Source organism: Pseudomonas sp. JL2, from assembly GCF_031570495.1.
In the GTDB taxonomy this organism is placed as follows: Bacteria; Pseudomonadota; Gammaproteobacteria; order Pseudomonadales; family Pseudomonadaceae; genus Aquipseudomonas; species Aquipseudomonas rhizophila.
Genome location: NZ_JAKUDH010000015.1, coordinates 1 through 22,360, shown reverse-complemented (window position 1 = coordinate 22,360; position 22,360 = coordinate 1). Strand labels below are relative to the sequence as shown.

The following is a 22,360-nucleotide window of genomic DNA, read 5'->3' as shown; positions in this document are numbered from 1 at the left end:
TGGAATGGAAAGGCTTGAGCAAAAGTGTCAACGCCGAAAGATCCAAAGGCTATCACGCGCAAGGCTTAAAGATGATGACGAATGTGCATGGGCTATGTGTGTGCCGGATTGCAGAGGATCCCGACAGGCTGTCAGCGATGATCGAGCTGACCAAGGTGCAGGCAAAGGGGGCGGAGGTTAATGCGTGTCAGTGGGTAAGGTATTTGTGCTCGAACCCAGCCTATGCCGCCGCCGCTTGCCGCCCCTGTTGAAGCAACGCCACGGCGCGCACCGTGTCACCTGGTTGCATTTGCAGACGTTTGGCCGTGAGACGGTCCACCAGCAGGCTGTGACCGTGCTGGTGGGCTCGGGCACTGGTAACGCGGCAACTCGCCAGCCGTCGGTTATGGATCAGCCAGACCGGTGCCTTTTCGTCCGGTGTGCCGATGGCCAGGGTCAGCGACTGGCTGTCGCGCACGGTCCGGATTTTCGCCACTGGCGCTTCGATCACCGGGCCACCATCGAAAATGTCGATGTAGCCTTTATGGGTAAAACCCTCGGCGCCGAGGATTTTCAGGGCCGGCTCGGTATTCGGGTGGGCCCTGCCGATAGCCGCCTGGGCCTGTTCGGTGAGCAGGCAGGTGTACAGGGGCTGGCGCGGCATCAGCTCGGCGATGAAGGATTTGTTGCCCATGCCGGACAATTGGTCGGCGTAGCTGAAGTCTTTCTGGAAGAAGTGCCGGCCCAGGCTGTCCCAGAACGGTGAACAGCCGTGCTCGTCGGCGTGTCCTCGCAATTCGGCGATCAGTTTTTCACCGAACAGCTGGGAAAACTCGGCCACGAACAGCAAGCGCGCCAGGGACAGCAGGCGTCCGTTATGGCCGCGGCGGTGTTCAGGATGCAGGAACAAGGAGCAGATCTCCGATTGCCCGGTCATCTCATTGTTGAGGAACAGCGTGGGTATCTGTCGCTGGATGCCCAGTTCAGGCGCGGAGCTGACGGTGACCCCGACTCGATAGTTGTACCAGGGCTCACGCAGCCCGACCGCACCGGTCAGGGCGCTGATACCGACCACTTGCCGGTCATCGTCCTCGAGCACGAACAGGTAATCGGCATCGGCGCGTTCGACTTGTCCGGCAAAGGTGCGCTGGGCCCAGCGCACTCGATGAGCCAGGCGTTCTTCGTTGGCCGGCAGGCTGGTGAACCCGGGGCCCGCACAATGGGCCAGGTCCAACAAAGCGGGCAGATCCGTCAGAGCGACCGGGCGCACAATCATGATGCAGCTCCTTCATCGTGCCAATCGGGGCGCTGATGCCAGGTGAGGAATCGCGTCAGGTTCATAACGCAACCACCCGGGCCCGCTCGCCGTCGGTGATACCCAGTGCTGCCAGCATCTGCGGTGTCAGGGACACGGTGCCCTCGGCACTGACGTCAAGCTCGGCCACGATGGCCCGGTAATTCCCCAGGCCGTCGTTGCTCAGCAGAAAGCGGCCGCCGAGGTCAATGTCTGAGCATTGTCGGGCCGTGGCTATACGGCTTTGGGTGATCGAGCGGATGTTCGCCACACGAGCATGCAGTGTCGGCCCGCCGTCGAAGATATCCACGTAGCTGTTGGTTTCGAAACCCTCGCGTTCCAGGATGTCGAAGGCTTCCTGGCCGTCGGGATGCACCCGGCCGATACAGGCTTGGGCCGCCTGGGACAGCATGGGTACATAAATCGGGTATTGCGGCATCAGTTCGGCGAGAAAGGTGCGGCTCTGCAGACCGCACAAGCGTTCGGCTTCGGCGTAGGGCAGGTCGAAAAAATGCTGGCCGACGGCATCCCAGAACGGCGACTGACCGTCATCGCTGCTGAAACCAACGATCTCGGTGATCACTGATTCGGCAAAGCGTTGCGGATGGGCGGCGATGAACATCAGCCGCGCGCGGGACAGCAACTCCGATTCCGGCGTGCGTACCCGTCCGGCGTCGATATGAAAACCGCGCAGCAGCGTCTGGCCATTGAGGTCCTGGCAAAGCGACAGCGCGGGTACGCCGTGCTGGATGTTCAGTTCCCGGGACTCGCTGGTAAACGGGCGATGCCGCAGGCTGTAGAACGGCTCATTGCAGCCGGTGCTGGCGAGAATCTCGGAACAGCCGGTCAATTGCCCGGATGCCAGGTCCTCCAGGACGAAGAAATAATTCTCTGCGCCAGGGCTCTGCACGTCGGTCTCGAACGAGGCACATGAATCGAGGATTTTGTCCCTCAGGCGTTCGGTATCGTCGGGAAGCGATGTGACGCCCACCAGACTGTCGCGGGCCAGTTGCTGCAATTGCGGCAGGTCGCTTAATTGAACTGGACGTAAGGCCAGCATGGATTGCACTCCTTTTCCAAAGAGCCCGGTGACATGCACCGGGCTTGACGATCACTGTCGATGTCCACGCATTGTGACGACGGCTGGTCGAACCCCTTCGACCGCCGATCCTCACTGTCCCGCAGGGTCAGGCAGGGCAGTATCGGTGCCGAACTTATTGAGCACGGCCAGATAGACCAGGCCTGCGGCAATCCATATCAAGCCGAGCTTCTGCGCATCCACGCCCATGTTGTACATGATGGCCGCGACGATGGCGAAGCCGATCAAAGGGCAGATCAGGTGGCGAATCACTTGGCCGGACCGCTGGCGGCGCCAGTGATGGTTGATCACGGTGATATGCAACAACATGAAGCCGCTCAAGGCGCCGAAATTGACCAGGGAAGTCAGGGTGTCCACGGCATCGATGAACAGGTAGCAGATCAACAGCGACAGCACTGCTACCAGATAGATGCTCAAGTATGGGGTGTTGTGTTTCGGATGGACCTTGGCCAGCACCTTGGGGAGCTTGCCGTCCCGGGCCATGCCGAACAACAGGCGCGACACCGCCGCTTGCGAGGTGATCGCCACGGCCACGCCCCAGGCCAGCGCCGTGGCGACGGCGGTCAAAGTGGCCAGCCAACTGCCGGCCGCCAATTCGGCGATTTCATAAAACGCGGTATCGGCGGACTTGAAGCCCATGCCGGCCGCCAGGTCGGTGGCAATCCAGGTCTGCACGACGAAAATCACCCCCATCACCAGCAGTGTGATCAACGCCGCCTTGCCCACGCTGCGCCCCGGATCATTCTTGATTTCTTCGGCCAGGGTGGAAATGGCATCGAAGCCCAGGAACGACAACACGGCGATAGACACGGCCTGCATCAACAGCGCGAAATCAAAACGTTCCGGGCTGTACAGCGGCGCCAGGGTCAGTTGGCCGTTACCGGCGCCCCCTTGCAAGGCATTCCAGGCGTAGAACAGGAAAATGGCCAGCACCATCAGTTGCGCCAGCAGGAAAATGATATTCATCCGTGCGGTGAAGGTGATGCCCCGCAGGTTGACGAAGGTCGCGCTGACCAGGAATGCCAGAATGAAACCGACCTTGGGAACGTCCGGGTACAGATGGTTCAGCGCCATGGCGGCGTAGACATAGAGCAGGGGCGGGATCAGCAGGTAGTCCAGCAGCATCAGCCAACCGGCGATGAAGCCTACGTGTGGGTTAAGGCCCCGTTGCGCGTAGGAATAGACGGAGCCGGCCACCGGAAAAGCTTTGGCCATGCTGCCGTAGCTCAAGGCCGTGAAGAGCATCGCCACCATGCCGATGATATACGCCAACGGCACCAGCCCCGGCGCCTCGGCGTTAACGTAGCCATACACGCCGAACGGTGCGATGGGGATCATGAAAATCATCCCGTACACCACCAGGTCCGTCAGCGACAGGCTGCGCTTCAATTCCTGTTTATAGCCAAATGCCTCGATACTCATAAGCCGTTCTCCTTCTCAGCTGTGTGGGTGTGCTCTTGCTTGTCGCTTGCCGCTCGAACCTTGCCGCTGCTTTCCTACAACAATGGCGCCAGGTAAGCGCTCCAGGCCTGCACAGCTGTCGGGCTGCGTAGCAGGTCGTTGCGCACTTCGATCAACACCGAATCCAGGCCGCGTCCATCGCCATGTACCGGAACCGTCATATCGGTCGAAGGGTTGATCTTGTACGGCTGGTTGCCGGCTACCCGCAGCGAGTGCCGGCTTAGCCCGTCGACGATGCGCTGGGCATAGTCCTTGGCCTCGCCGAACAGCACGCCCGCTTCCAGGGCGCGCGGTTGGCCGTAGAACACCGGCGTAAAACTGTGGATGCCCACCACCCGCACCGTCCGGTTGTCGGCCAGGCGCTGGTCGATCAACGCTCGCAGTCGATCATGGAAGGGATGGAACAGGCACCGCTGGCGATATTCACGGGTGGCCTCATCCAGGGACTGGTTGCCCGGAATCTGGTAGATCTCGCTCTGGTGCGGGATGCTGTCGGCGACGTGAAGGGGACGGTTCAGGTCGATCAGCAGCCGTGAATAGTTGGCCGCCAGCAAGGTCGCTCCAAGGGTTTCGGACAGTTGTTCGGCCAGCGCCAGGGCACCTATATCCCAGGCAATGTGTTCCTGGGCCGCCGTCTCATCCAGGCCAAGGTCGTTCAACGCGGCGGGGATAAAGCGGTCGGCGTGTTCACACACCAGGATCAACGGGTGTTCGGCGTCTTCTCGGATCAGGCGATAAGCCGGCCCGGTATAAAGGCCCGATTCAGCACATTCAATAGATTCGCGCATAGTGCTCACACAGCTCGGCAGGTGACAGCGCCTGGGTCAAGGCCAGCTCTTGGGCCTTCAAGGCGAAATAGGTTTCGACCAGCGGGCCGGGCAGGGCTTCGAACAGCGCCCCGCTGTGGCGCAGGCAATCCAGCGCCTGGGCCAGGGTCGTCGGCAGGGCGATAATGCCACGGGCACGACGGTGTTCTTCGTTCAATTCATCGGGTATTTCATCGGTGACCGCCGTGAGCGCCAGCCGTTGCTCGATGCCCAGTCGCCCGGCGATCAACAGCGCCGCCAGCGCCAGGTGCGGCGAAGCGGTGGCATCCATGGCGCGAAATTCCAGGTTGTACTGGGTCGCCACCGGTTTGCCGCTCACGCTCACCGTCGGGCAGATGCGCAGCGCCGCTTCGCGGTTACGTTGCCCCAGGCAGGCGTAGGACGCGCTCCAGTGATGGGGTTGCAGGCGTTCATAGGACACCGGTGTCGGCGCGGTGATCGCGCACAGGGCGGGCAGATAGTGCAGCACCCCGGCGGCCCAGTGCTGGCCCAGGTCCGACAGCCCGTTGGCGCAGCCAGCATCATGCAGCACGGGGACGCCGTCCAGGTCTTGCAGACTCATGTGCAAATGCACGCCATTGCACACGGCATGTTCCGAAGTCTTGGGGGCGAAACTCACATCCAGGCCCATCTGCCGGGCGATCTCTCGGGTGATTTCCCGCACGTTCACCGCACGGTCGGCGGCGGCCACGCCCAGGGTCGGGCGGCAGGTGATTTCATACTGATGCTTGCCGTATTCCGGCAGGAACATTTCCGGTTCCACGCCGCCTGCCCGCAATGCGCTGAGCAACCATCCGGCGAACCCGGCCTGCTGGCGCTGGGCCTGGAGGCTGAAGGCCAGGCGATCCGGTTGGGGTTGAGGGGTATCGACGCTGAATTCATGCTCGAACGCGGCGAACACCTGCAAGCCCAACTCGGCGCGATAACGTTGCACTTCTTCATGCAGCAAGGTGCGAGGGCAAGCGGCCCAGGGCCGACCATCGGTTTCCCGCACATCGCAATGAATGAAATCCAGGGCAGGTGCCTGGGCATCCGGGCCATTGTCGACAGTGACCCGGCTGGCCAGGTCCGGGATCAGTCGCAGGTCGCCATAAGCCCCCCAAGGGTTGGCCGATGCAATGATGTCCTGGGGCGTCAGCGCACTGTTGGCCGGCACCCAGCCACAACCGGCGTCGACGTAGTGGGGCAGTTCATCACTGGGGAACGAGCGGCCGCGGGTCACGCCGATCAGGTCGGTGCAGACCAGCGTGGACACGGGCAGCGGGGTCAGCGGCGTTGCGGCATCGAGACGGCTCACGGCTGCATCTCCTGCAACCGACCGAGCACGGTGTCGGTATCGGTGATCCAGCAATAACCTTTGATCGCGTTCAGGCAGGCCAGATGACGTTGTTCGCTGTAAGTGGCGCAGGCATCTTCCACCAGCGTGACCAGGTAGCCGCGGTCGGCGGCGTCACGCACGGCCATGTCGACACACTGGTCGGTGACGATGCCGGCGATGATCAGATGACGGGTCTGCAGATTGCGCAGCACGTAGTCGATGTTGGTGGAGTTGAAGACCCCCGAAGACGTCTTGGGCAGCACGATCTCGTTTTCCCGCGGCGCCAGCTCGGCGATGATCTGGGCTTGCGGGCTGTCTTTGGGCAAGTGCATGTCCGACAGCTTGTGGTCCAGCGAGCGATCGCGACCATCGGCAGTCAGGCTCTGGATGTGGGTGTGCAACACGTTTTGCTGCGCCGCCCGCACCGCTTCGAGCAGGCGCTGCTGATTGGGGATCACCTGTTGGCGGGCACGGCGGATGAAATAGTCGGCCTCGGGCGTGGCCAGGTGGGCATCGAATTGCGGTTCCAGCCAGGCGCGTTGCATGTCCACTAGCAGCAAGGCGGTATGGTCGCAGGTGAATGGCAAATCCCGAGGGGAGTGGTGAGGGAGCGAGAACATCCTTATTTTTCCTCCAGCAGGTGCGTGTTGAACGCCGTGCGCAAGGTGTCGATACCTTCCAGGCGCTCGGCCAGATCAGGGCATTGCAAGGTCAGGCAGGCGATAAGCGCTTCGACCTGGGCCAGCGCCGGCACCAGGCTGTCGAAGGCCGAGATCGATTCCACCGGAGCGCTGATGATCAGGTCGGCCAGTTCCCGTAGCGGTGAGGTGTAGACGTCGCTGAACAGTACGACCCGCGCGTGGCGCTCCTTGGCCGCGCTGGCCACGCGTTGGGCCTGGGCCTGGTAGCGACGATAATCGAAGATCAGCACCACATCCTGGCGCTGCACGTCGAACAATCGGTCGGGTAACTGGGCGTTGTCTTCCAGGGCAAAACAACCCGCACGCAGCAAGCGCAAGTGGTTGAGCAGGTATTGGGCAAGGAAGCTGCTGAAGCGCCCGCCAAAACAATGCACCTGATGCCGGCTGTCGAGCAGCCATTGCACGAGAATACGCACGTCTTCGGGTTGAGTCAGGGCCTGGGTGTCAGTGAGGATGCGCTGGCTGGTTGCCAGGTACTGGCTCCAGGTGTCGCCTTGCTGCAATTTGGCCCGCGGTTGCAGCAGGGTGCGAGGGGAGCGCAGGCGATGGTCCATGTCACTGAGCAGCGCATCCTGGAATTCGGCATAACCGCCAAATCCGAGTTTTTTCACCAGCCGCACGATAGTCGGGTCGCTGACCCCGGCATGATCGGCCAGGCGTGACATCGGCCCGAGGCCGTTGCGCGGGTAATGATCAAGCAGGGCCCGTACGACCTTGCGTTCCGACGGCGTCAAAACCAAGCCCGGATCGGTAATCAGGTCTCGAAGAGGCGGCATCCGTGCTCCTTGCCTGGATGGGTGTTGGATTTCTTTCATAACTCCTGAAAATAGTATTTATGTAGCGGGTACTACATGTCCAGTGGTTTTTACGTTCTGTTTAAAATGCACGAAAGTAGTGCGAAAGCCTTGTAGGACGGGGACTTGATCGCATAGATCCGATATGTCAGTTGATACCTCTGTCGGTGTAAGACATAACGCCTTTTTGTCTCAGTTATTTGATTTCATATAAGGTGCTGTACAAGAAAAAGCTTGAGTATCACCTCCATGAAACCCGTTCGACTGTCTGAGTACCGTGCGTGCAAGCCACTCGCCTGACCCTGATCTGCCATGCCCGCACCGTCGCCCAGAAGCAGGCGCGTTTTGGCCTGGATGAACCGCTGGATGCCGACTGGCTGGCCAAACGCCCGGAGCCGGGCCACGGCTACCGAAATGTCCGGCAGTTGCTCTGCGGGCCGGAGTTGCGCACCCGGCAGACTGCCGCCCTGTTCGGCGACGAGGCCCAGGTGGTCGCTGACCTGGCCGATTGCGATCTGGGTCGCTGGCGTGGCTTGTCCATCGACCAGTTGCTCAAGGTCGAGCCGCAACCTTTGCAAGCCTGGCTCGACGATCCCGATGCCGCTCCCCATGGCGGCGAATCCGTCACCCGCTTGTGCCTTCGTGTCAGCGACTGGATGGCCAGCCTGGAAGGCCGGCCGGGGCATGTGTTGGCCGTCACTCATCCGTTCGTGATCCGCGCGGCCCTGCTGACCGTATTGGGCTGTCCGGCAGCGGCCTTCAACCGCCTCGACATCGAACCGCTGTCGACTGTCGAGTTGCGTTTCAACGGTGTGTGGCGATTGCGCACCGAGGGTCCCGGCCAGGAGTCACTCGAATGAAAAAACTGTCAGTCATCGGTATCGGTGCCGGCGATCCGGATTACCTGACGATCCAGGCAGTGAAAGCCTTGAATCGGGTGGATGTGTTCTTTCTCATGGACAAGGGGCCTGCCAAGCAGACGTTAGTGGATCTGCGGCGGGAAATCTGCCAACGCTACATCGTTGATCGTACCTACCGTTTCGTCGAAGCCTACAGCCCCGAGCGACAACGCGGCGACGTGGACTACGCCGCCAGTGTCGAAGATCTGAACCGGGCGAAGCAGGCTACCTTCGAGCGGTTGATCGATGAGCAGTTGTCTGACGGGCAGTGCGGCGGTTTCCTGGTCTGGGGCGATCCGTCGTTGTATGACAGCACCGTGCGTATCTTGCAGTCGATTCTCGACGCGGGTCGCTGCGCCTTCGAATTCGAGGTGATTGCGGGCATTACCAGCGTCCAGGCTCTCGCGGCGCAACATAAGGTGCCATTGAACAGCATTGGCGGTTCGCTGGAGATCACCACGGGCCGCCGGCTGGCGGCAGGGCAGGTCGGTGACTCGGCAAGCGTGGTGGTGATGCTTGATGCTGAAGATGCGTATCGCCAGGTATCCGATCCGGACACGCACATCTACTGGGGAGCCTATGTAGGCACACCGGATCAGATCCTGATCGCCGGTCGGCTGGAGGAGGTAGCTGAAAGCATCGAACGCACCCGCAAGGCCGCACGGCAGGCTAACGGATGGATCATGGATACTTATTTGTTGCGCAAACCTTGATAACTCAACCCTTGATACGTCAGACCTTGATACGTCAGACCCCAATGTTCGACAGTTTCCACGTCAACTGACCGCCTTCGCCCCACGTCCAAACCGCTCCCGGTACACCGACGGCGCCAACCCCACCACACTGCGAAATGCCACGCGAAAGCTTTCCACCGAGCGGTAGCCGCACAGCTGGGCGATGTTGTCGGTGTTGTCTTCGGTGCTTTCCAGCAACTCGCGAGCCCGGGCCAGGCGCTCATGTTGCAGCCAGGCCTTGGGCGACAGGCCGCAGGCCTGGGTGAAGTGCCGCAGGAAGGTTCGCTCGCTCATGGCCGCCTGGCTGGCCAGTTCGCGCACACCGAGCGGTTCGTGCAGGCGTTCGCGGGCCCAGTGCATGACGCCGGACAAATCGCTGCGTGGCGTGCGGCTGACCGGTGAAGGAATGAACTGCGCCTGGCCGCCCGTGCGTTGTGGTGACATCACCAGTCGCCGCGCCACGGCGTTGGCAACCTGGGTACCGAAATCCCGCGCTACCAGGTGCAGGCAGGCATCAATGCCCGCGGCGCTGCCGGCCGAAGTAATGACTTGCCCCGAATCCACGTACAGCACATCCGGGTCTACCAGGATGGCGGGAAAACTTTTGGCCAGTTCATCGGTGTAGCGCCAGTGAGTGGTAGCGCCCAGTCCATCGAGCAAGCCGGCGGCGGCCAGCACGAATGCCCCGGAGCAGATCGACAGCAGGCGCGCGCCCCGGGCATGGGCGCAGCGCAATGCCTCAAGCAGCGCCGGCGGCGGTGGTTCGTCGCGACTGTGCCAGCCGGGCACCACGATGGTTTGCGCCGTTTGCAATAATTCCATGCCGCCATCGGCCAGGATCTGGAAGCCGCCCATGGCCCGCATCGGGCCGTCATCGACGGCAACGATCCGATGTTTGTACCAAGGGAAATCGAACTCAGGTCGGGCAAGGCCGAATATCTCGATGGCGATGCCGAATTCGAAGGTGCACAGGCCGTCGTAGGCGAGGATGGCGACCAGACCGGGATTGGGCTGCATATGGCGGAAAATTCCCACAGAGTGTCTTGTGCGCCACTGTAGCGGTAAGCATCGGCCGGATAAAGTCTGCTCACCCCCTCATTTGTCTGTGGAGTACACACTCATGACCAGCCTGGTTCGCCAAGTGCCTGCTGCCCCGTCCGACCTAGCCCTGCAACATTTCAGCCGGCGTCTGACGTTCGAAACCGATTGCTCCGACGTTCACGCCAGCCAACAGGCTGGAGAAGTCGATTTCGTCCTGGTGGACGTGCGCGGGCCACTGGCTTTCGAGCGCGGGCATGTGCCCGGGGCGATCAACCTGCCAACCCGCTCGCTGACCGCCCAGGCGCTGGCGGCTTATCCCAAGACCGCACTGTTTGTGGTCTATTGCGCGGGCCCGCATTGCAATGGCGCGAACAAAGCGGCAGTGCGTCTGGCGACCTTGGGTTATCCGGTCAAGGAAATGATTGGCGGTGTCATGGGCTGGCTGGACGAAGGCTTCCGGCTGACTGGCGCAGTGGAATGCGCGGCGGACCAGGCTGTCGGTTGCGACTGCTGATCCTTTCCAGCCAGCAGGGTGCAATCCCTGTGGCCTGGTTGTTTCTATAAATATTTGTCGCCTCAACACAATTCGCCTCCTGAGTGCCCCTCTAGACTGCCGGCCACTTCGGTTTTTAATGACCGAACGCTGCCTAAGAATCTGCCGATAACCCGCTAATAAAAAACCTGCGCACTCAGGAGCAAAAATGAACAAGCTAGCAATGTTTGGTGCCTTGGCACTGTCCGTGTTGTCCTTGTCGGCCGTGGCCGAAGACGCCAAGCCGATCCGCCTCGGAATCGAAGCCGGTTACCCGCCGTTCTCGATGAAAACCCCCGACGGCAAGCTGACGGGTTTCGATGTTGATATCGGCGACGCGCTGTGCGAACAGATGAAGGTCAAGTGCACTTGGGTCGAGCAGGAATTTGACGGCCTGATCCCAGCGCTGAAAGTGAAGAAAATCGACGCGATCCTGTCGTCCATGACCATCACCGATGATCGTAAGAAAAACGTCGACTTCACCATCAAGTACTACCACACCCCGGCGCGTTTCGTGATGAAGGAAGGCAGCGACGTCAAGGACCCGCTGACCGAACTCAAGGGCAAGAAAGTCGGTGTGCTGCGTGCCAGTACCCACGACCGTTTCGCCACCGAGGTGCTGGTGCCCGCCGGTATCAATCTGGTGCGTTACAGCTCCCAGCAAGAAGCCAACCTGGACATGGTCGCCGGTCGTCTCGACGCCATGCTCGCCGACTCGGTCAACCTCGACGACGGCTTCCTGAAAACGGATGCCGGCAAAGGTTTTGCCTTCGTGGGCCCGACCTATGAAGATGCCAAGTACTTTGGTGGCGGCGCCGGCATTGCGGTGCGCAAGGGTGATAAGGCCCTGGCCGAGAAATTCAACGACGCCATCACGCAAATCCGCGCCAACGGCACGTACAAGAAAGTGCAGGACAAGTACTTCGCTTTTGATGTCTACGGGCATTAATCGCTGAAACCAAGGTGGCCCGCCGTTGACCCGGTCGGCCACCTTTTTCATGGGCGAGTGTTTTACCCCGGCGCCCGTCGAAATACCGTTATTGGGAGTTCCTCATGCAACGCATCGACCATACCCTGCCATGGAGCCACCTGGGCACCGAGCGCCGGCTCAGTGTGTTTCGTTACGGCCACGGTCCACGCAAGGCGTATATCCAGGCCAGCCTGCACGCCGATGAATTGCCCGGCATGCGCACGGCATGGGAGCTGAAACAACGACTCAACGAGCTTGAGACCCAAGGCTTGCTCAACGGCGTGATTGAACTGGTGCCCGTGGCCAACCCCATCGGCCTGGACCAGCATCTGCAGAGCGCACACCTGGGGCGTTTCGAGCTGGGCAGCGGCAAGAACTTCAATCGGTCTTTCGTGGAACTCAGCGCGCCGGTGGCCCAACGCATCGGTGATCGCCTGGGCGACGACCCGGCCGCCAATATCACGCTGATCCGCCAGACCATGGTTCAGGTGCTGGACGATTTGCCGGCGCCGCCCTCACAACTCGAGGCCCTGCATCGCCTGCTGCTGCGCCATGCCTGCGACGCCGATGTCACCCTGGACCTGCATTGCGACTTCGAGGCGGCGATTCACCTGTACGCCTTGCCGCAACACTGGCCGCAGTGGCGCTCCCTGGCCGCGCGGTTGAAGGCGGGCGTGGCGTTGCTGTGCGAAGACTCTGGCGGCAGTTCGTTCGACGAGTCCTGTTCCTCGCCCTGGTTGCGTCTGGCCAAGACCTTCCCCGAGGCCGCGATCCCGCCGGCCAACCTGGCGACCACGCTGGAACTGGGCAGCATGGGCGACACTCGGGTGGATCAGGCCCAGGCCAATTGCGAAGCCATTCTCGGGTTCCTGGCCGAGCAGGGTTTCATCGGTGGTGACTGGCCGCCCGCGCCAGCGCACTGTTGTGAAGGTTTTCCGTTCGAAGGCACTGAGTACCTGTTCGCGCCGCATCATGGGGTGGTGAGCTTCCTGCGCGAGGCCGGTGAGTGGGTGGAGCAGGGCGATCCGTTGTTCGAAGTGGTCGATCCGTTGAACGATCGGGTCACCACTGTTCGGGCCGGCACCAGCGGCGTGTTGTTTGCGCTGGACCGTGGGCGCTATACCCAGCCTGGAATCTGGCAGGCGAAAGTGGCCGGGCGAGCGCCGATTCGCGCGGGGAAATTGATCAACGACTGATAACTGCTGTCTATCTCAGCGCACGCGCGTTGCCGTGCGGCTATCGAATGATGGAGGAAGACTGATGTTCAAAGCGCTCGCCCTGTTGCTGTTGGTAGTGTCTTGCGGTTTGCAGGCTCAGCCTGCGCTGCACACCGATTTGCCCCTCAATTACCTGGCCCATGCCGATGAGCAGGCCAGAAACCGGCCGCTGGTGATCTTCCTGCATGGCTCCGGCGGCAGCGAGCAAGACCTGTTCGACCTCAAGGATGAGTTGCCCAGTGACTACAACTACCTATCGGTACGAGCGCCCAAGACCGTGGAGCGGGGCCAGTATCAATGGTTTGCCAAGAAGGGCGAGGGCGCCTACGACGGTGATACCGCGGACCTGAAGGCCAGCGGCCAGATGCTGTTGGATTTCATCGAGAAGGCCCGGGTCAAGTACCCGACCGATGCGAGCAACGTATACCTGGTCGGTTTCAGCCAGGGCGCGATGATGAGTTACGAGGTCGCCCTGCGCCATCCCGAGGCCGTCGGTGGCATTGCCGCGCTGGGCGGGCGGGTGCTGTCGGTACTGCGGGCCGAACTGACACCCGACGAGTCGCGCCGGACGCTGGCGGTATTTATCGGTCATGGCACGGCGGACTCGGTGATCCCATACCATGACGGCACCGAGGCGGACAGCTTCCTCAAGACCCTGGCCCTGGAGCCCGAATTCCATGCCTATCCGGGCGTTGGCCACAGCGTCAGTGCCATGCAGGTGCGGGATCTGCGCGCCTGGCTGGAGCGGCTTAATCCCTGATTCAGTGACAGAGGGGTTGAGTGTGCCGCCGTCATCGCGCGCCGGCTCGCTCCCACCTTTTTCCCGAGTCGCTCCCAGAAACGGGGTTGCTTCCAGTCCTGTGGGGGCAAAGATTACTTGCGATGAATAGCAGATTGGATATCAAGATTCATGTCGCCCCAGAATCTCTGTGGGAGCGAGCCTGCTCGCGATGAAAACCACCCGGTCCATCAAGTCACTGACCAGCGACGATCTGCTTCACCAGCGCCTCATGCCCGGCCTTGTCGCTGGCCCGGGAAATGATCTGTACCACTGCCATGCGCGTGCCGGAGGCGCCCAGCAACGTGGTATCGAGGGTCGGCCCACCGCCTTGGGTCGCCTTGGTATCGAGCTGGCGCAGACCCAGGCCGGTGCCTTTTTGGGTCAGGCTTTTCTCGCTCAGGATCTTGGCATCCGGCAGGGCCTTGATTTTCTGGACGGCGAAGTCGGCCATGGTGGCATCGAGGAATGTGCTGTCGTCGTCTTTCACATTCGAGCCATCGATGATGGTGTTTTCAGCCGTGATCACCACGGTTTTGCTGGTGGCATTGCTGTACATCGTCCCCTTCGCCCCCGCCGTGCCCTGAGCGGCATCGCCGGCCGGAAGCGGTGTGGCAGTGAAGCCCTTGGGCAGGGTGAAGTTGAACTTGCTTCCCAGCAGGGAAACCTTTTGTGCCGGTGCTGCGCCGCTGGTTTTGGGCTGGGCGGCATAGGCAGGCACCACCACCAGACTGGCGTTGGCCGTCAGCACCAGGGCGGCGACTTGTTTACTTACCAATGACATTGAAACGCTCCACAGAGGGGTGTGCTTGAGCGCGATCATCCCATGGGCGTCCAACCGGCTCCAGCGCCGGTCACGAGTGCGCCACATCATTGGCCCGTGGGGCAGAGGCGCGCACCAGCAGGCGGCGGGTCACCAGCAGCATGACCACCGACACCGCGACACTCACCACAAAGGCCGGCATGCCGAGCAGCGGCAGGGTGAGGGCCAGGGTCAGGCAGAACGCGGTGAAGCAATACATGCCAGTGGCCGTGGCCCGCAGCAACGCGGCGGTGAAGGCCGCGCCACGGGTTTGCTGGGAGAACACTGCCATGACGCTGCCCAGCACCGGGAACACCGCCAGTAGCCCGCTCCAGCGTTCACCCACGGTGCTGGCCAGCAGCGTCACCGCCAGGGTCAACAGCGCGCCGGCGACCATGCGTAGCAGCAGCTTGTCGGATTTGGGAGCCGGGCCGCTCATCACCGGTCGAACCGTCGGGAACAGATAAGGCGCGGCCAGCAATGCCACAATGGCGATCACGCTCGACAGCGGCAGCGAGGCCGGCAACCAGGACAGCACCATCGCCACCAGCGCCCAGACGCCCAACGCGATACCCAGCGCCCAAGGCCAGTCACGATGCTGGGCGACCCGGGCGTACACCACACAGAATGCAATCATTGCAAACATGGCCGACAGCGCCGCTGTCGCCGACTGAGCGGCAAACGCCTTGCCCTGTTCCAGGGCCAGGAACAACAGAATCGGACCCACCACCACCGGCAACCCCGACAGCCAACCGGCCACGCTCGGTCCCCAACGCCGGCCTGCCAGGGAAATCAGCAGCAGGAAAGCGGGAATCACCAATAATTTGAGGAGCAGCACGGGGTTATCCTTGTCAGGCGACGGGCCGACACGTTAGCACCGACCTCGCAGTTTCAGCGATCCCAGTAAGGTACTTCGCCAAAACACTGTAGAAAAAAGTCGATCACGGTACGCACTTTCACCGACAGACGTCGGCTGCCCGGCCAGAGAATGGCGATCTGCTGGGGCTCAAGGCTGTTGGAGGCTTCGTAGTCGCGCAATACCGGCACCAGGGTGCCGTTGCGCACGGCTTCGCCGATCAGCCACGACGGAAACATCACCAGCCCCAGGCCTTGTTCGGCCGCCTGGGTCAGGGTGTCGGCATGGTTGCCGGTGATCGGCCCTTTGACGCTGTAGGGCGTCCAGGCCTGACCCGGACGGCGGAAAAACCAGCGTTGCTGGCCGGCCACGCCCTTGTAGGCCAGACACTGATGGTTCGCCAGGTCCTGGGGTTTGAGCGGCGTGCCGCAACGCGCCAGGTACGCGGGGCTGGCGGCGATCTGAAAGCGGTGCGGGGCGAGGATTCGCGCCTGCATGCCTGAATCATGCAGCGGGCCGATGCGAAACAGCAGGTCCGCGCCTTCCTGCAGCGGGTCGACGTAGCTGTCGGTTTGCTGGATGTCCAGTTGCAGCTTCGGGTAGCGCTCACACAATGACCCCAGCCACGGCGTCAGATGGCGCTGGCCGAACACCACCGGGGCATTGATCCGCACCAGTCCAGCCGGCTCACTGTGTTGTTCCTGCAGCGCCTGTTCGGCTTCTTCGAGTTGCACCAGCAACAGGCGTGCATGATGACCCAGCAGGCGGCCGGCTTCAGTGGGCGAAACAGCGCGGGTGTGTCGATACAACAACTGCTGGTTGAGGGCCTGTTCCATCAACTGGATCTGCCGGGAAATCGACGACGGCGCCAGGCCTTCGCGCCGCGCCACCTCCGAGAAGCTGCCGTGGTCGAGCACGGCGACAAACAATCGCAGGGCCTTGAAGCCGAGTTCATTGAGACCGTGCATGGACTACTCCGCTGTGCGAGTTGCGCAAAAGTGTTGTCGGGATGCTCCCATTTATCGCACAGCTGCGCCAGCCGATAATCCCGCTCATTGTTCTTCTCAGAGGTTCTGATCATGCAAGCGTCTTCACTCAACGCCGCCGCCCCGGCGGCTGCCTCCAAACCACGAGCGCTTTTGCGCTGGCTGTTGCTGCCCCTGGTGATCCTGGCCGGCATGGGCCTGTCGGTAGAGGCCGGTCTACTGGGGCCGCTGGGGGTTCAAGTGGGGCATCTCTGGGCAACCCTGAGCATATTCGGCGTCGGTTCGGCGATTCTGTTTCTGCTGTTGCTGCTCAGTGGTCCGCAACAAGGCCCGGCCTTGAGTGAGTTGCCGCGCTGGCAGTTGATCGGCGGTTTCCTGGGGCCGATCTACGTGGTGGTGCTGACGCTTGCCACGCCCCACATCGGCATTGCCATGACCATGGTCGCAATCCTTTCCGGGCAAGTGGGTAAAAGCGTGCTGATCGACCACTTCGGCTGGTTCGGTGCAACCCGCAAGCGGGTCAACGGCGAGCGCTGGCTCGCCTTGGCGCTGATCGTCATAGCCCTTGTCCTGATTGCCCGAGGTTGAATATGAATCTGTTTTTGCTATTGCTGCTGGTCGTTGTTGCCGGTGCGGTGTTGAGCGTGCAGGCGGCCATCAACGGTCGTCTGGGCCAGACGGTCGGTGTGCTGCGCAGCAGTCTGCTGACATTCGTGGTGGGCACGGTGGTCACCGGGTTACTGATCGTGTTTTTTGAACCCGCTCACGCCGTCAGCCTGCTGGACGTGCCGAAATGGCAACTTGGCGGTGCCTTGTTTGGTGTGGTGTACATGATGGTCATGGTCGGCGCGGTGCCAAGGGTCGGCACCGCCGTGGCGACCGTGGCGGTGATCCTCGGGCAGTTGGCCATGGGCATGCTGATCGACAATTTCGGCTGGTTGGGCAACCCCGCTATTGAGTTGTCCGGGAGTCGGGTCCTGGCAATGGCCTGCCTGGCGCTGGCGCTGGTATTCATGTATCGCAGCAGTGCACGGCAGGCCTGAGAACCTCAGTCGGGCTCGACTTCCAGTCGCAGACTGCCATCGTCCAGACGCTTGGCAAGCCGGACAATACCGCCAATGTGCCGGCCTTCGGTGCTGAAGACCACGATCTGGGCTTTTTCCAGATCATCCGGCAGCGGTGGCTGAACGTGCAGGGCGAACCACACCGGTTCACCGTCATCCAGGCGTTGGACATCGTAGCGGCAATCGATGCTTTGGGTCTGGCGACCAAACAGCGTGTCGAGGCCATACTTAAGGTCGGTGCTGTCGTCGGCAGCAGGGGCGAGGGACATCGGCGGTCTCCTGGGATGAATGCTCGACTGGTCTTCTAGTGATTCCTCTGGTGGGGGAAAATTCAATGGGTTCGCGCCGGCACTGAACCGGCGGCGTTGCTGCTAGAATCGCCCACCTTGACTTACGAGAGGTATGCCCATGAGCGAGCCGATTCGCCTGACCCAGTACAGCCACGGCGCCGGTTGCGGCTGCAAGATTTCGCCACAGGTGCTGGAAGTGATCCTGGCCGGCAGCGGTGCGCAGAACCTTGACCCCAAGTTGTGGGTTGGCAATGCCTCCCGGGACGACGCCGCGGTTTATGCCATCGACGAAGAGCGCGGGGTGGTCTCTACCACCGATTTCTTCATGCCGATTGTCGACGATCCTTTTGATTTCGGTCGCATCGCCGCCACCAATGCCATCAGCGACATCTACGCCATGGGCGGTGATCCGTTGATGGCGATTGCGATTCTCGGCTGGCCGGTCAATGTACTGGCCCCGGAAATCGCTCGCGAAGTGATTCGCGGCGGTCGTTCGGTATGTGACGAAGCAGGCATTCCCCTGGCGGGCGGCCATTCGATCGACGCGCCCGAGCCGATTTTCGGCCTGGCGGTCACGGGCCTGGTGCAAAAGCGTCATATGAAGCGCAACGACACCGCCACCGCCGGTTGCCGCCTGTACCTGACCAAGCCCTTGGGCATCGGCATCCTCACCACCGCGGAAAAGAAAGGCAAGCTGCGCGCCGCCGATGTTGGCCTGGCCCGCGACTGGATGTGCACCCTCAACAAGCCGGGCAGCCGCTTCGGCAAGCTCGACGGCGTGGCGGCGATGACCGACGTCACCGGTTTCGGCCTGCTCGGGCATTTGGTGGAAATGGCCGATGGCAGCCAGTTGACGGCGCGTATCCGCTACGACGCGGTGCCGCGTCTGCCGGGCGTCGAGTATTACCTCGACCAAGGCTGCGTGCCGGGCGGTACGTTGCGCAACTACGACAGCTACGCCAGCAAGGTTGGGCGCGTGCAGGAACTGCACAAGCGAGTGCTGTGCGACCCGCAGACCAGCGGCGGACTGCTGATCGCCGTCACGCCCGAGGGCAACGAAGCGTTTCTGGCGGTCGCCGCTGAACTGGGGTTTGCACTGGAGTCGATCGGTGAACTGGTCGAGCGACAGACCTACGCGGTCGAGGTGTCTTGATGACCCATGACATCACCGATTACCGCGACATTTTTCTCAATGACCGACCGATGATGGACACCCGTGCCCCCGTCGAATTTCTCAAGGGCGCATTCCCCGGCGTGGTCAATCTGCCGTTGATGACCGACATCGAACGGCAACGGGTCGGTACTTGCTACAAGCAGCAGGGCCAACAGGCGGCCATTGTCCTGGGGCATCAATTGGTGTCCGGCGACACCAAGGCGCAACGCATCCAGGCCTGGGCCGAGTTCGCAACGGCCCATCCTGATGGTGTGTTGTATTGCTTCAGGGGAGGCTTGCGCTCACAGATCGTCCAGCAGTGGCTCAAGGACGAGGCGGGCATCGACTATCCCAGGGTCGGCGGCGGCTACAAGGCCATGCGTACATTCCTGCTCGACACCGTCGAGCAGGCGGTTGCCCAATGCGACTTGGTGTTGCTGGGCGGCATGACCGGCACCGGCAAGACAGAAGTGCTGACTCAACTGGGCAACAGCCTGGATCTGGAAGGTTACGCCAACCATCGCGGTTCGAGCTTCGGCAAGCGCGCCACCGGGCAGCCTTCCAATATCGATTTCGAGAACCTGCTGGCCGTGGATGTGCTGAAAAAACGTGCCGCTGGTATCGAACAGTTCGTGCTGGAAGATGAAAGCCGCATGGTCGGCAGTTGCGCCTTGCCGCTGTCTTTGTACCAGCGCATGCAACAGGTTCCGATGGTCTGGCTTGAGGACAGCCTGGAGCGGCGGGTCGAGCGGATCCTGCGCGATTACGTCATCAACCTGTGCGGCGAATTTGTCGCAGTCCATGGCGATGAAGGGTTCTCGCTGTTTTGCGAACGATTGCTGGGAAGTCTCAATAACATCCATAAACGCCTGGGTGGCGACCGCCATCGACGTTTGCTCCAAATCATGGAAGCGGCCCTGGCCGAGCAGGCGACCAGCGGCGCCGTCGACTTGCATCGCGGCTGGATCGACGGCCTGTTGCGTGAGTATTACGACCCGATGTACGTGTTCCAGCGCGAGAAGAAGGGCGGGCGGATCGAATTCGCCGGTGAGCAGGTGGCGGTGCTGGAGTATCTGCGTGAGCGAGCGGCCCGCAAAGGGTGATCGCTGCCCACCGCCAATCCCCTGTGGGAGCGAGCCTGCTCGCGATAACGGTGGGGACCAGTGGCGGTGATTGAGGAGGTATTGTCGAAAGTAATGTCCGCAGCCTATGTCGGACAAGTTTCCTGCCCGTTGTCCAGGCCTTGCTTGTAGTTCTGGCTGGTGAGACTGGCCTTGCCGTTGTGCCAGGTCAGGGTCAGCACGTACAGCGAATCGAAATCCCCCGATTCCCAATCATCGGTAATCGTCTGCTTCTTGCCCATCGCGTCGCTGGCGACCTGGTTGATCAGCTCCGGCAGGTAGCCGTGCGACCAAGCGGTGTAGATGGTCGAGTTGTGGTACTTGTCGTGCAGCAGTTCGTCAGCCAGGTCACTGGTGTCATTGGCTGAATACTCGATGTTCACCGGCAGCCCGAGCTTGATGGCACTGGGGCTTATGGTCATCAGTGGGCGGATGTAGCTGTAGGAATTGTCCAGCTCGCCCTCTTCGACGTTGCGGGTAGGGTTGGCCGCGAACACATAGTCGGCCTTGCCGAATTTCTCCGGTAGCAGGGTGGCCAGGTCGATGGCGCGATTCAGCCCCTGGCAATTGAGCTGGCCCAGGCCGCCGGCGGGTTTCTCGGCGTGGCGCAGGAACACCAGGGTCTGGATACCGTCGGCCGGTTGGGCGCGACTGACGCTCGACTCCAGCAACAGCGCCAGGCCACAAGCGACAAGCAGCGTAGGCAACATCAGCCACGGTCGGCGCTTGAAGCGTTTGGCGAAATTCAGTGGGTTCATCATTGAATAATATTCTTCGGCTCTCGCAAATCAGGCTGACAAACCCGGGCACCAGGAAGTTTTTGGCTTCCGGTGTTTTCCTTGTCGTGACGCCGCTTCGATTTCTCGGGGCATTGCTCAGAGTCTTCTGGCGCCCTTTGGTTCGATACCGACCGATTCCGTGCACTGTAAGGCCTCCTGCCAGGAGGTAGGGCGAATGTTAGCGACAGGATGTTGCGAATTTAAGAATGGAGCGTGCGAGTTTCGTGACGCGTTCATTTGGGTTTCGTATTTAAAGAATCGCCTTACGCCTGCCGTCTCCTCCTCTGACTTATTTTCCCTGCCGTCCTCGGCAAAGTCTCGCGTCCGTCCCCGCACCGCGAGATTTCCGCATGTTTGCCCCCGACAAACTCCTGGCTTTGAACAACGTCATCGGCTCGCTGGTGATTGCGGCCATGGACCCCGAGCAGCCGGACATCGAAGCGGTGCTGGCGGACTTCCGCACTTGCCTGAACGACTACGACGCCTGGGCTGAAAGTTTCTGGGCCGGCTGGGCGCTGGATATCGAGCAGGTATTCAAGGTCGGCAACGAAGTGTCCCTGGCGGCCCCGAAGGACCTTGATCAACCTGTCAGCGCCACGGTGGTTGCTTGTCCGGCGGAGGGGCCGCTGACGCTGGTGCACATGTTCCAGGCGGCGCGCTTCGTGCCGATTGGCGACACACCGGTGATGCTGGAACCGGTCACCGGGGGCGAGCCGGGGAAGGAAATCTTCGGCGAACCGGTTCATCACGTGATCGGCCCCAGCGGCATTCTGGAAGTCCCCGACTGCTGGCGGGGCCAGCGTTATCGCATCACCTTTTTTCCCCATGTGACGGCCGAGCATGTCAAGGCGCTGTACGCGTCCTACCGTGACGTGATTGCTCAACTGGAAGGTTGGCTGCAAGCGGAGTGGGATGAATTTCAACCGCTGTGGTTGGAGTTTTCCGACAGCGGATTTCTCGAGCGCTACAGCGCATTGCAGCAAGCTGATTGGCGCGGGTTCACAAACGCCCTGCATCAGTTGTGGGACGACGTCAAACAGGTCTTCGAACTGCTGGCGGACCTGCAGGCCAACAGCGAGAAGTTGTTGGAGTACCTGACTCAAACCGAGCTTGAGCAGCTACTGAAGGCGTCCTCCGAGGCAATCGCCAAAGGGTTGATGGTGTTGGGCGACGAGCCGTTGCTCTTCGTGCATATGGCGGCCTTCGCCAGTTGGCTACGGATGTTGCCGCCCCAGCACGTCGCTGAAGTCGTGGGCGAGATGCGCGCCTCGGTGCTGATCAACTTCCTGCTGATGCGTTTGACCGGGGGGCTGGGCCTGGGTCTGCGCATGAGCGGTAAGGTGCTGGGCCGGGTCCGCTCGGAGCGGGCTCGGGAGTGGTTGCTGGCATCGAGCCTGAGATTGGGCCAACTCACCCCCGACCGGCTCGATCAACATGCCGATGTGCTCAAACCATTGGTGGTCAGTCAGCGTGCGCCTTTAAAACCGACGCCTGTCGGACCTTTGCACATTACCCCTGAGAATTCTGCGCCAGTATCCGTGAGCAATCCGGCCGCCGTGGCGCGGGAAAAAACCCAGGGTTCCACGCGCCTGAGCCAGTTCGAAGCCCACGACGACGCCCCCAGCCAATCGAAAAACCCCAACGGTGACAGCGCCGACACCGCGG

23 protein-coding genes and 1 pseudogene are annotated in these 22,360 nt (G+C 61.6%); 11 read left to right on the top strand and 13 right to left on the bottom strand.

All coding sequences use genetic code 11. The annotated features are described in order from the left end of the window. Positions 1–220: 220 nt before the first annotated feature. From astA to MKS85_RS18800, 7 genes are all read right to left on the bottom strand, one after another. Positions 221–1,255 carry an arginine N-succinyltransferase gene (gene astA, locus MKS85_RS18830; RefSeq protein WP_076383983.1) on the bottom strand — a complete coding sequence of 345 codons (1,035 nt, stop codon included), beginning with the start codon at positions 1,253–1,255 and terminating at the stop codon, positions 221–223. A gap of 61 nt (positions 1,256–1,316) precedes the next feature. Then, a complete protein-coding gene (locus MKS85_RS18825; RefSeq protein ID WP_139049613.1) occupies positions 1,317–2,333 on the bottom strand; it encodes an arginine N-succinyltransferase in 1,017 nt (338 codons plus the stop codon). A gap of 111 nt (positions 2,334–2,444) precedes the next feature. Beyond that, positions 2,445–3,794 carry an APC family permease gene (locus MKS85_RS18820; protein ID WP_188251316.1) on the bottom strand — a complete coding sequence of 450 codons (1,350 nt, stop codon included), beginning with the start codon at positions 3,792–3,794 and terminating at the stop codon, positions 2,445–2,447. Positions 3,795–3,868: 74 nt separating this feature from the next. Beyond that, the gene (locus MKS85_RS18815; protein ID WP_047228458.1) at positions 3,869–4,621 is read right to left on the bottom strand and encodes an N-formylglutamate amidohydrolase; all 753 of its coding nucleotides are present in this window, start codon (positions 4,619–4,621) and stop codon (positions 3,869–3,871) included. Beyond that, entirely contained in the window at positions 4,605–5,957 is a 1,353-nt protein-coding gene (locus MKS85_RS18810) for a glutamine synthetase family protein (RefSeq protein WP_188251315.1), read from the bottom strand. The genes MKS85_RS18815 and MKS85_RS18810 overlap by 17 nt, the downstream gene beginning before the upstream one ends. Continuing rightward, positions 5,954–6,598, bottom strand: coding sequence for an isochorismatase family cysteine hydrolase (locus MKS85_RS18805; RefSeq protein ID WP_076383986.1), 645 nt, complete (start codon positions 6,596–6,598; stop codon positions 5,954–5,956). The genes MKS85_RS18810 and MKS85_RS18805 overlap by 4 nt, the downstream gene beginning before the upstream one ends. A 2-nt stretch (positions 6,599–6,600) precedes the next feature. Next, entirely contained in the window at positions 6,601–7,455 is an 855-nt protein-coding gene (locus MKS85_RS18800) for a MurR/RpiR family transcriptional regulator (RefSeq protein WP_047228455.1), read from the bottom strand. Between the two features lie 299 nt (positions 7,456–7,754). Between MKS85_RS18800 and MKS85_RS18795 the strand changes: the two genes are divergently transcribed. Together MKS85_RS18795 and cobF are read left to right on the top strand one after the other, a co-directional pair. After that, a complete protein-coding gene (locus MKS85_RS18795) occupies positions 7,755–8,333 on the top strand; it encodes a histidine phosphatase family protein (protein ID WP_188251314.1) in 579 nt (192 codons plus the stop codon). Then, positions 8,330–9,085 (top strand): precorrin-6A synthase (deacetylating), encoded by a 756-nt coding sequence (cobF, locus tag MKS85_RS18790; RefSeq protein ID WP_139049617.1) that lies wholly within the window; start codon positions 8,330–8,332, stop codon positions 9,083–9,085. The genes MKS85_RS18795 and cobF overlap by 4 nt, the downstream gene beginning before the upstream one ends. A 63-nt stretch (positions 9,086–9,148) precedes the next feature. On the opposite strand, the gene ftrA is transcribed toward cobF, so the two are convergent. Beyond that, positions 9,149–10,123, bottom strand: a complete 975-nt coding sequence (gene ftrA / locus MKS85_RS18785) for a transcriptional regulator FtrA (RefSeq protein WP_076383987.1) — start codon at positions 10,121–10,123, stop codon at positions 9,149–9,151. Between the two features lie 103 nt (positions 10,124–10,226). Here ftrA and MKS85_RS18780 point away from each other — a divergent pair, with 103 nt between their 5' ends. From MKS85_RS18780 to MKS85_RS18765, 4 genes are all read left to right on the top strand, one after another. Continuing rightward, positions 10,227–10,661, top strand: a complete 435-nt coding sequence (locus MKS85_RS18780) for a rhodanese-like domain-containing protein (RefSeq protein ID WP_173406772.1) — start codon at positions 10,227–10,229, stop codon at positions 10,659–10,661. A 187-nt stretch (positions 10,662–10,848) separates the two neighbouring features. Next, positions 10,849–11,628 (top strand): ABC transporter substrate-binding protein, encoded by a 780-nt coding sequence (locus MKS85_RS18775; protein ID WP_047228450.1) that lies wholly within the window; start codon positions 10,849–10,851, stop codon positions 11,626–11,628. Between the two features lie 104 nt (positions 11,629–11,732). Continuing rightward, positions 11,733–12,845 carry a M14 family metallopeptidase gene (locus MKS85_RS18770; protein ID WP_188251313.1) on the top strand — a complete coding sequence of 371 codons (1,113 nt, stop codon included), beginning with the start codon at positions 11,733–11,735 and terminating at the stop codon, positions 12,843–12,845. A gap of 64 nt (positions 12,846–12,909) precedes the next feature. Continuing rightward, entirely contained in the window at positions 12,910–13,626 is a 717-nt protein-coding gene (locus MKS85_RS18765; protein ID WP_107322292.1) for an alpha/beta hydrolase, read from the top strand. A gap of 214 nt (positions 13,627–13,840) precedes the next feature. Here MKS85_RS18765 and MKS85_RS18760 read toward each other — a convergent pair whose 3' ends face one another. From MKS85_RS18760 to MKS85_RS18750, 3 genes are all read right to left on the bottom strand, one after another. Beyond that, the gene (locus MKS85_RS18760) at positions 13,841–14,428 is read right to left on the bottom strand and encodes a hypothetical protein (RefSeq protein WP_310663114.1); all 588 of its coding nucleotides are present in this window, start codon (positions 14,426–14,428) and stop codon (positions 13,841–13,843) included. Between the two features lie 70 nt (positions 14,429–14,498). Next, positions 14,499–15,284: a hypothetical protein gene (locus tag MKS85_RS18755; RefSeq protein WP_188251312.1), complete on the bottom strand. Its 786-nt coding sequence runs from the start codon at positions 15,282–15,284 to the stop codon at positions 14,499–14,501. Between the two features lie 53 nt (positions 15,285–15,337). Continuing rightward, positions 15,338–16,270, bottom strand: coding sequence for a LysR family transcriptional regulator (locus tag MKS85_RS18750; RefSeq protein ID WP_047228445.1), 933 nt, complete (start codon positions 16,268–16,270; stop codon positions 15,338–15,340). A 111-nt stretch (positions 16,271–16,381) separates the two neighbouring features. Here MKS85_RS18750 and MKS85_RS18745 point away from each other — a divergent pair, with 111 nt between their 5' ends. Continuing rightward, complete coding sequence (locus tag MKS85_RS18745) at positions 16,382–16,876, top strand: DMT family transporter (protein WP_188251311.1); 495 nt, start codon at positions 16,382–16,384, stop codon at positions 16,874–16,876. A 2-nt stretch (positions 16,877–16,878) separates the two neighbouring features. After that, positions 16,879–17,331: a DMT family transporter gene (locus tag MKS85_RS18740; RefSeq protein WP_139049622.1), complete on the top strand. Its 453-nt coding sequence runs from the start codon at positions 16,879–16,881 to the stop codon at positions 17,329–17,331. A gap of 5 nt (positions 17,332–17,336) precedes the next feature. On the opposite strand, the gene MKS85_RS18735 is transcribed toward MKS85_RS18740, so the two are convergent. Next, positions 17,337–17,621, bottom strand: a complete 285-nt coding sequence (locus tag MKS85_RS18735) for a hypothetical protein (protein ID WP_107322294.1) — start codon at positions 17,619–17,621, stop codon at positions 17,337–17,339. A 139-nt stretch (positions 17,622–17,760) separates the two neighbouring features. Between MKS85_RS18735 and selD the strand changes: the two genes are divergently transcribed. Beyond that, positions 17,761–18,795, top strand: coding sequence for a selenide, water dikinase SelD (selD, locus tag MKS85_RS18730; RefSeq protein WP_188251310.1), 1,035 nt, complete (start codon positions 17,761–17,763; stop codon positions 18,793–18,795). Then, positions 18,795–19,898 carry a tRNA 2-selenouridine(34) synthase MnmH gene (gene mnmH, locus MKS85_RS18725; protein ID WP_188251309.1) on the top strand — a complete coding sequence of 368 codons (1,104 nt, stop codon included), beginning with the start codon at positions 18,795–18,797 and terminating at the stop codon, positions 19,896–19,898. Before selD ends, mnmH begins: the two co-directional genes overlap by 1 nt. 104 nt (positions 19,899–20,002) lie before the next feature. Here mnmH and MKS85_RS18720 read toward each other — a convergent pair whose 3' ends face one another. Beyond that, complete coding sequence (locus MKS85_RS18720) at positions 20,003–20,677, bottom strand: hypothetical protein (protein WP_047228439.1); 675 nt, start codon at positions 20,675–20,677, stop codon at positions 20,003–20,005. A gap of 368 nt (positions 20,678–21,045) precedes the next feature. On the opposite strand from MKS85_RS18720, the pseudogene MKS85_RS18715 reads away from it, so the two are divergent. Beyond that, positions 21,046–22,360 (top strand): annotated as a pseudogene (locus MKS85_RS18715) (type IV secretion protein Rhs); the annotation flags it as partial.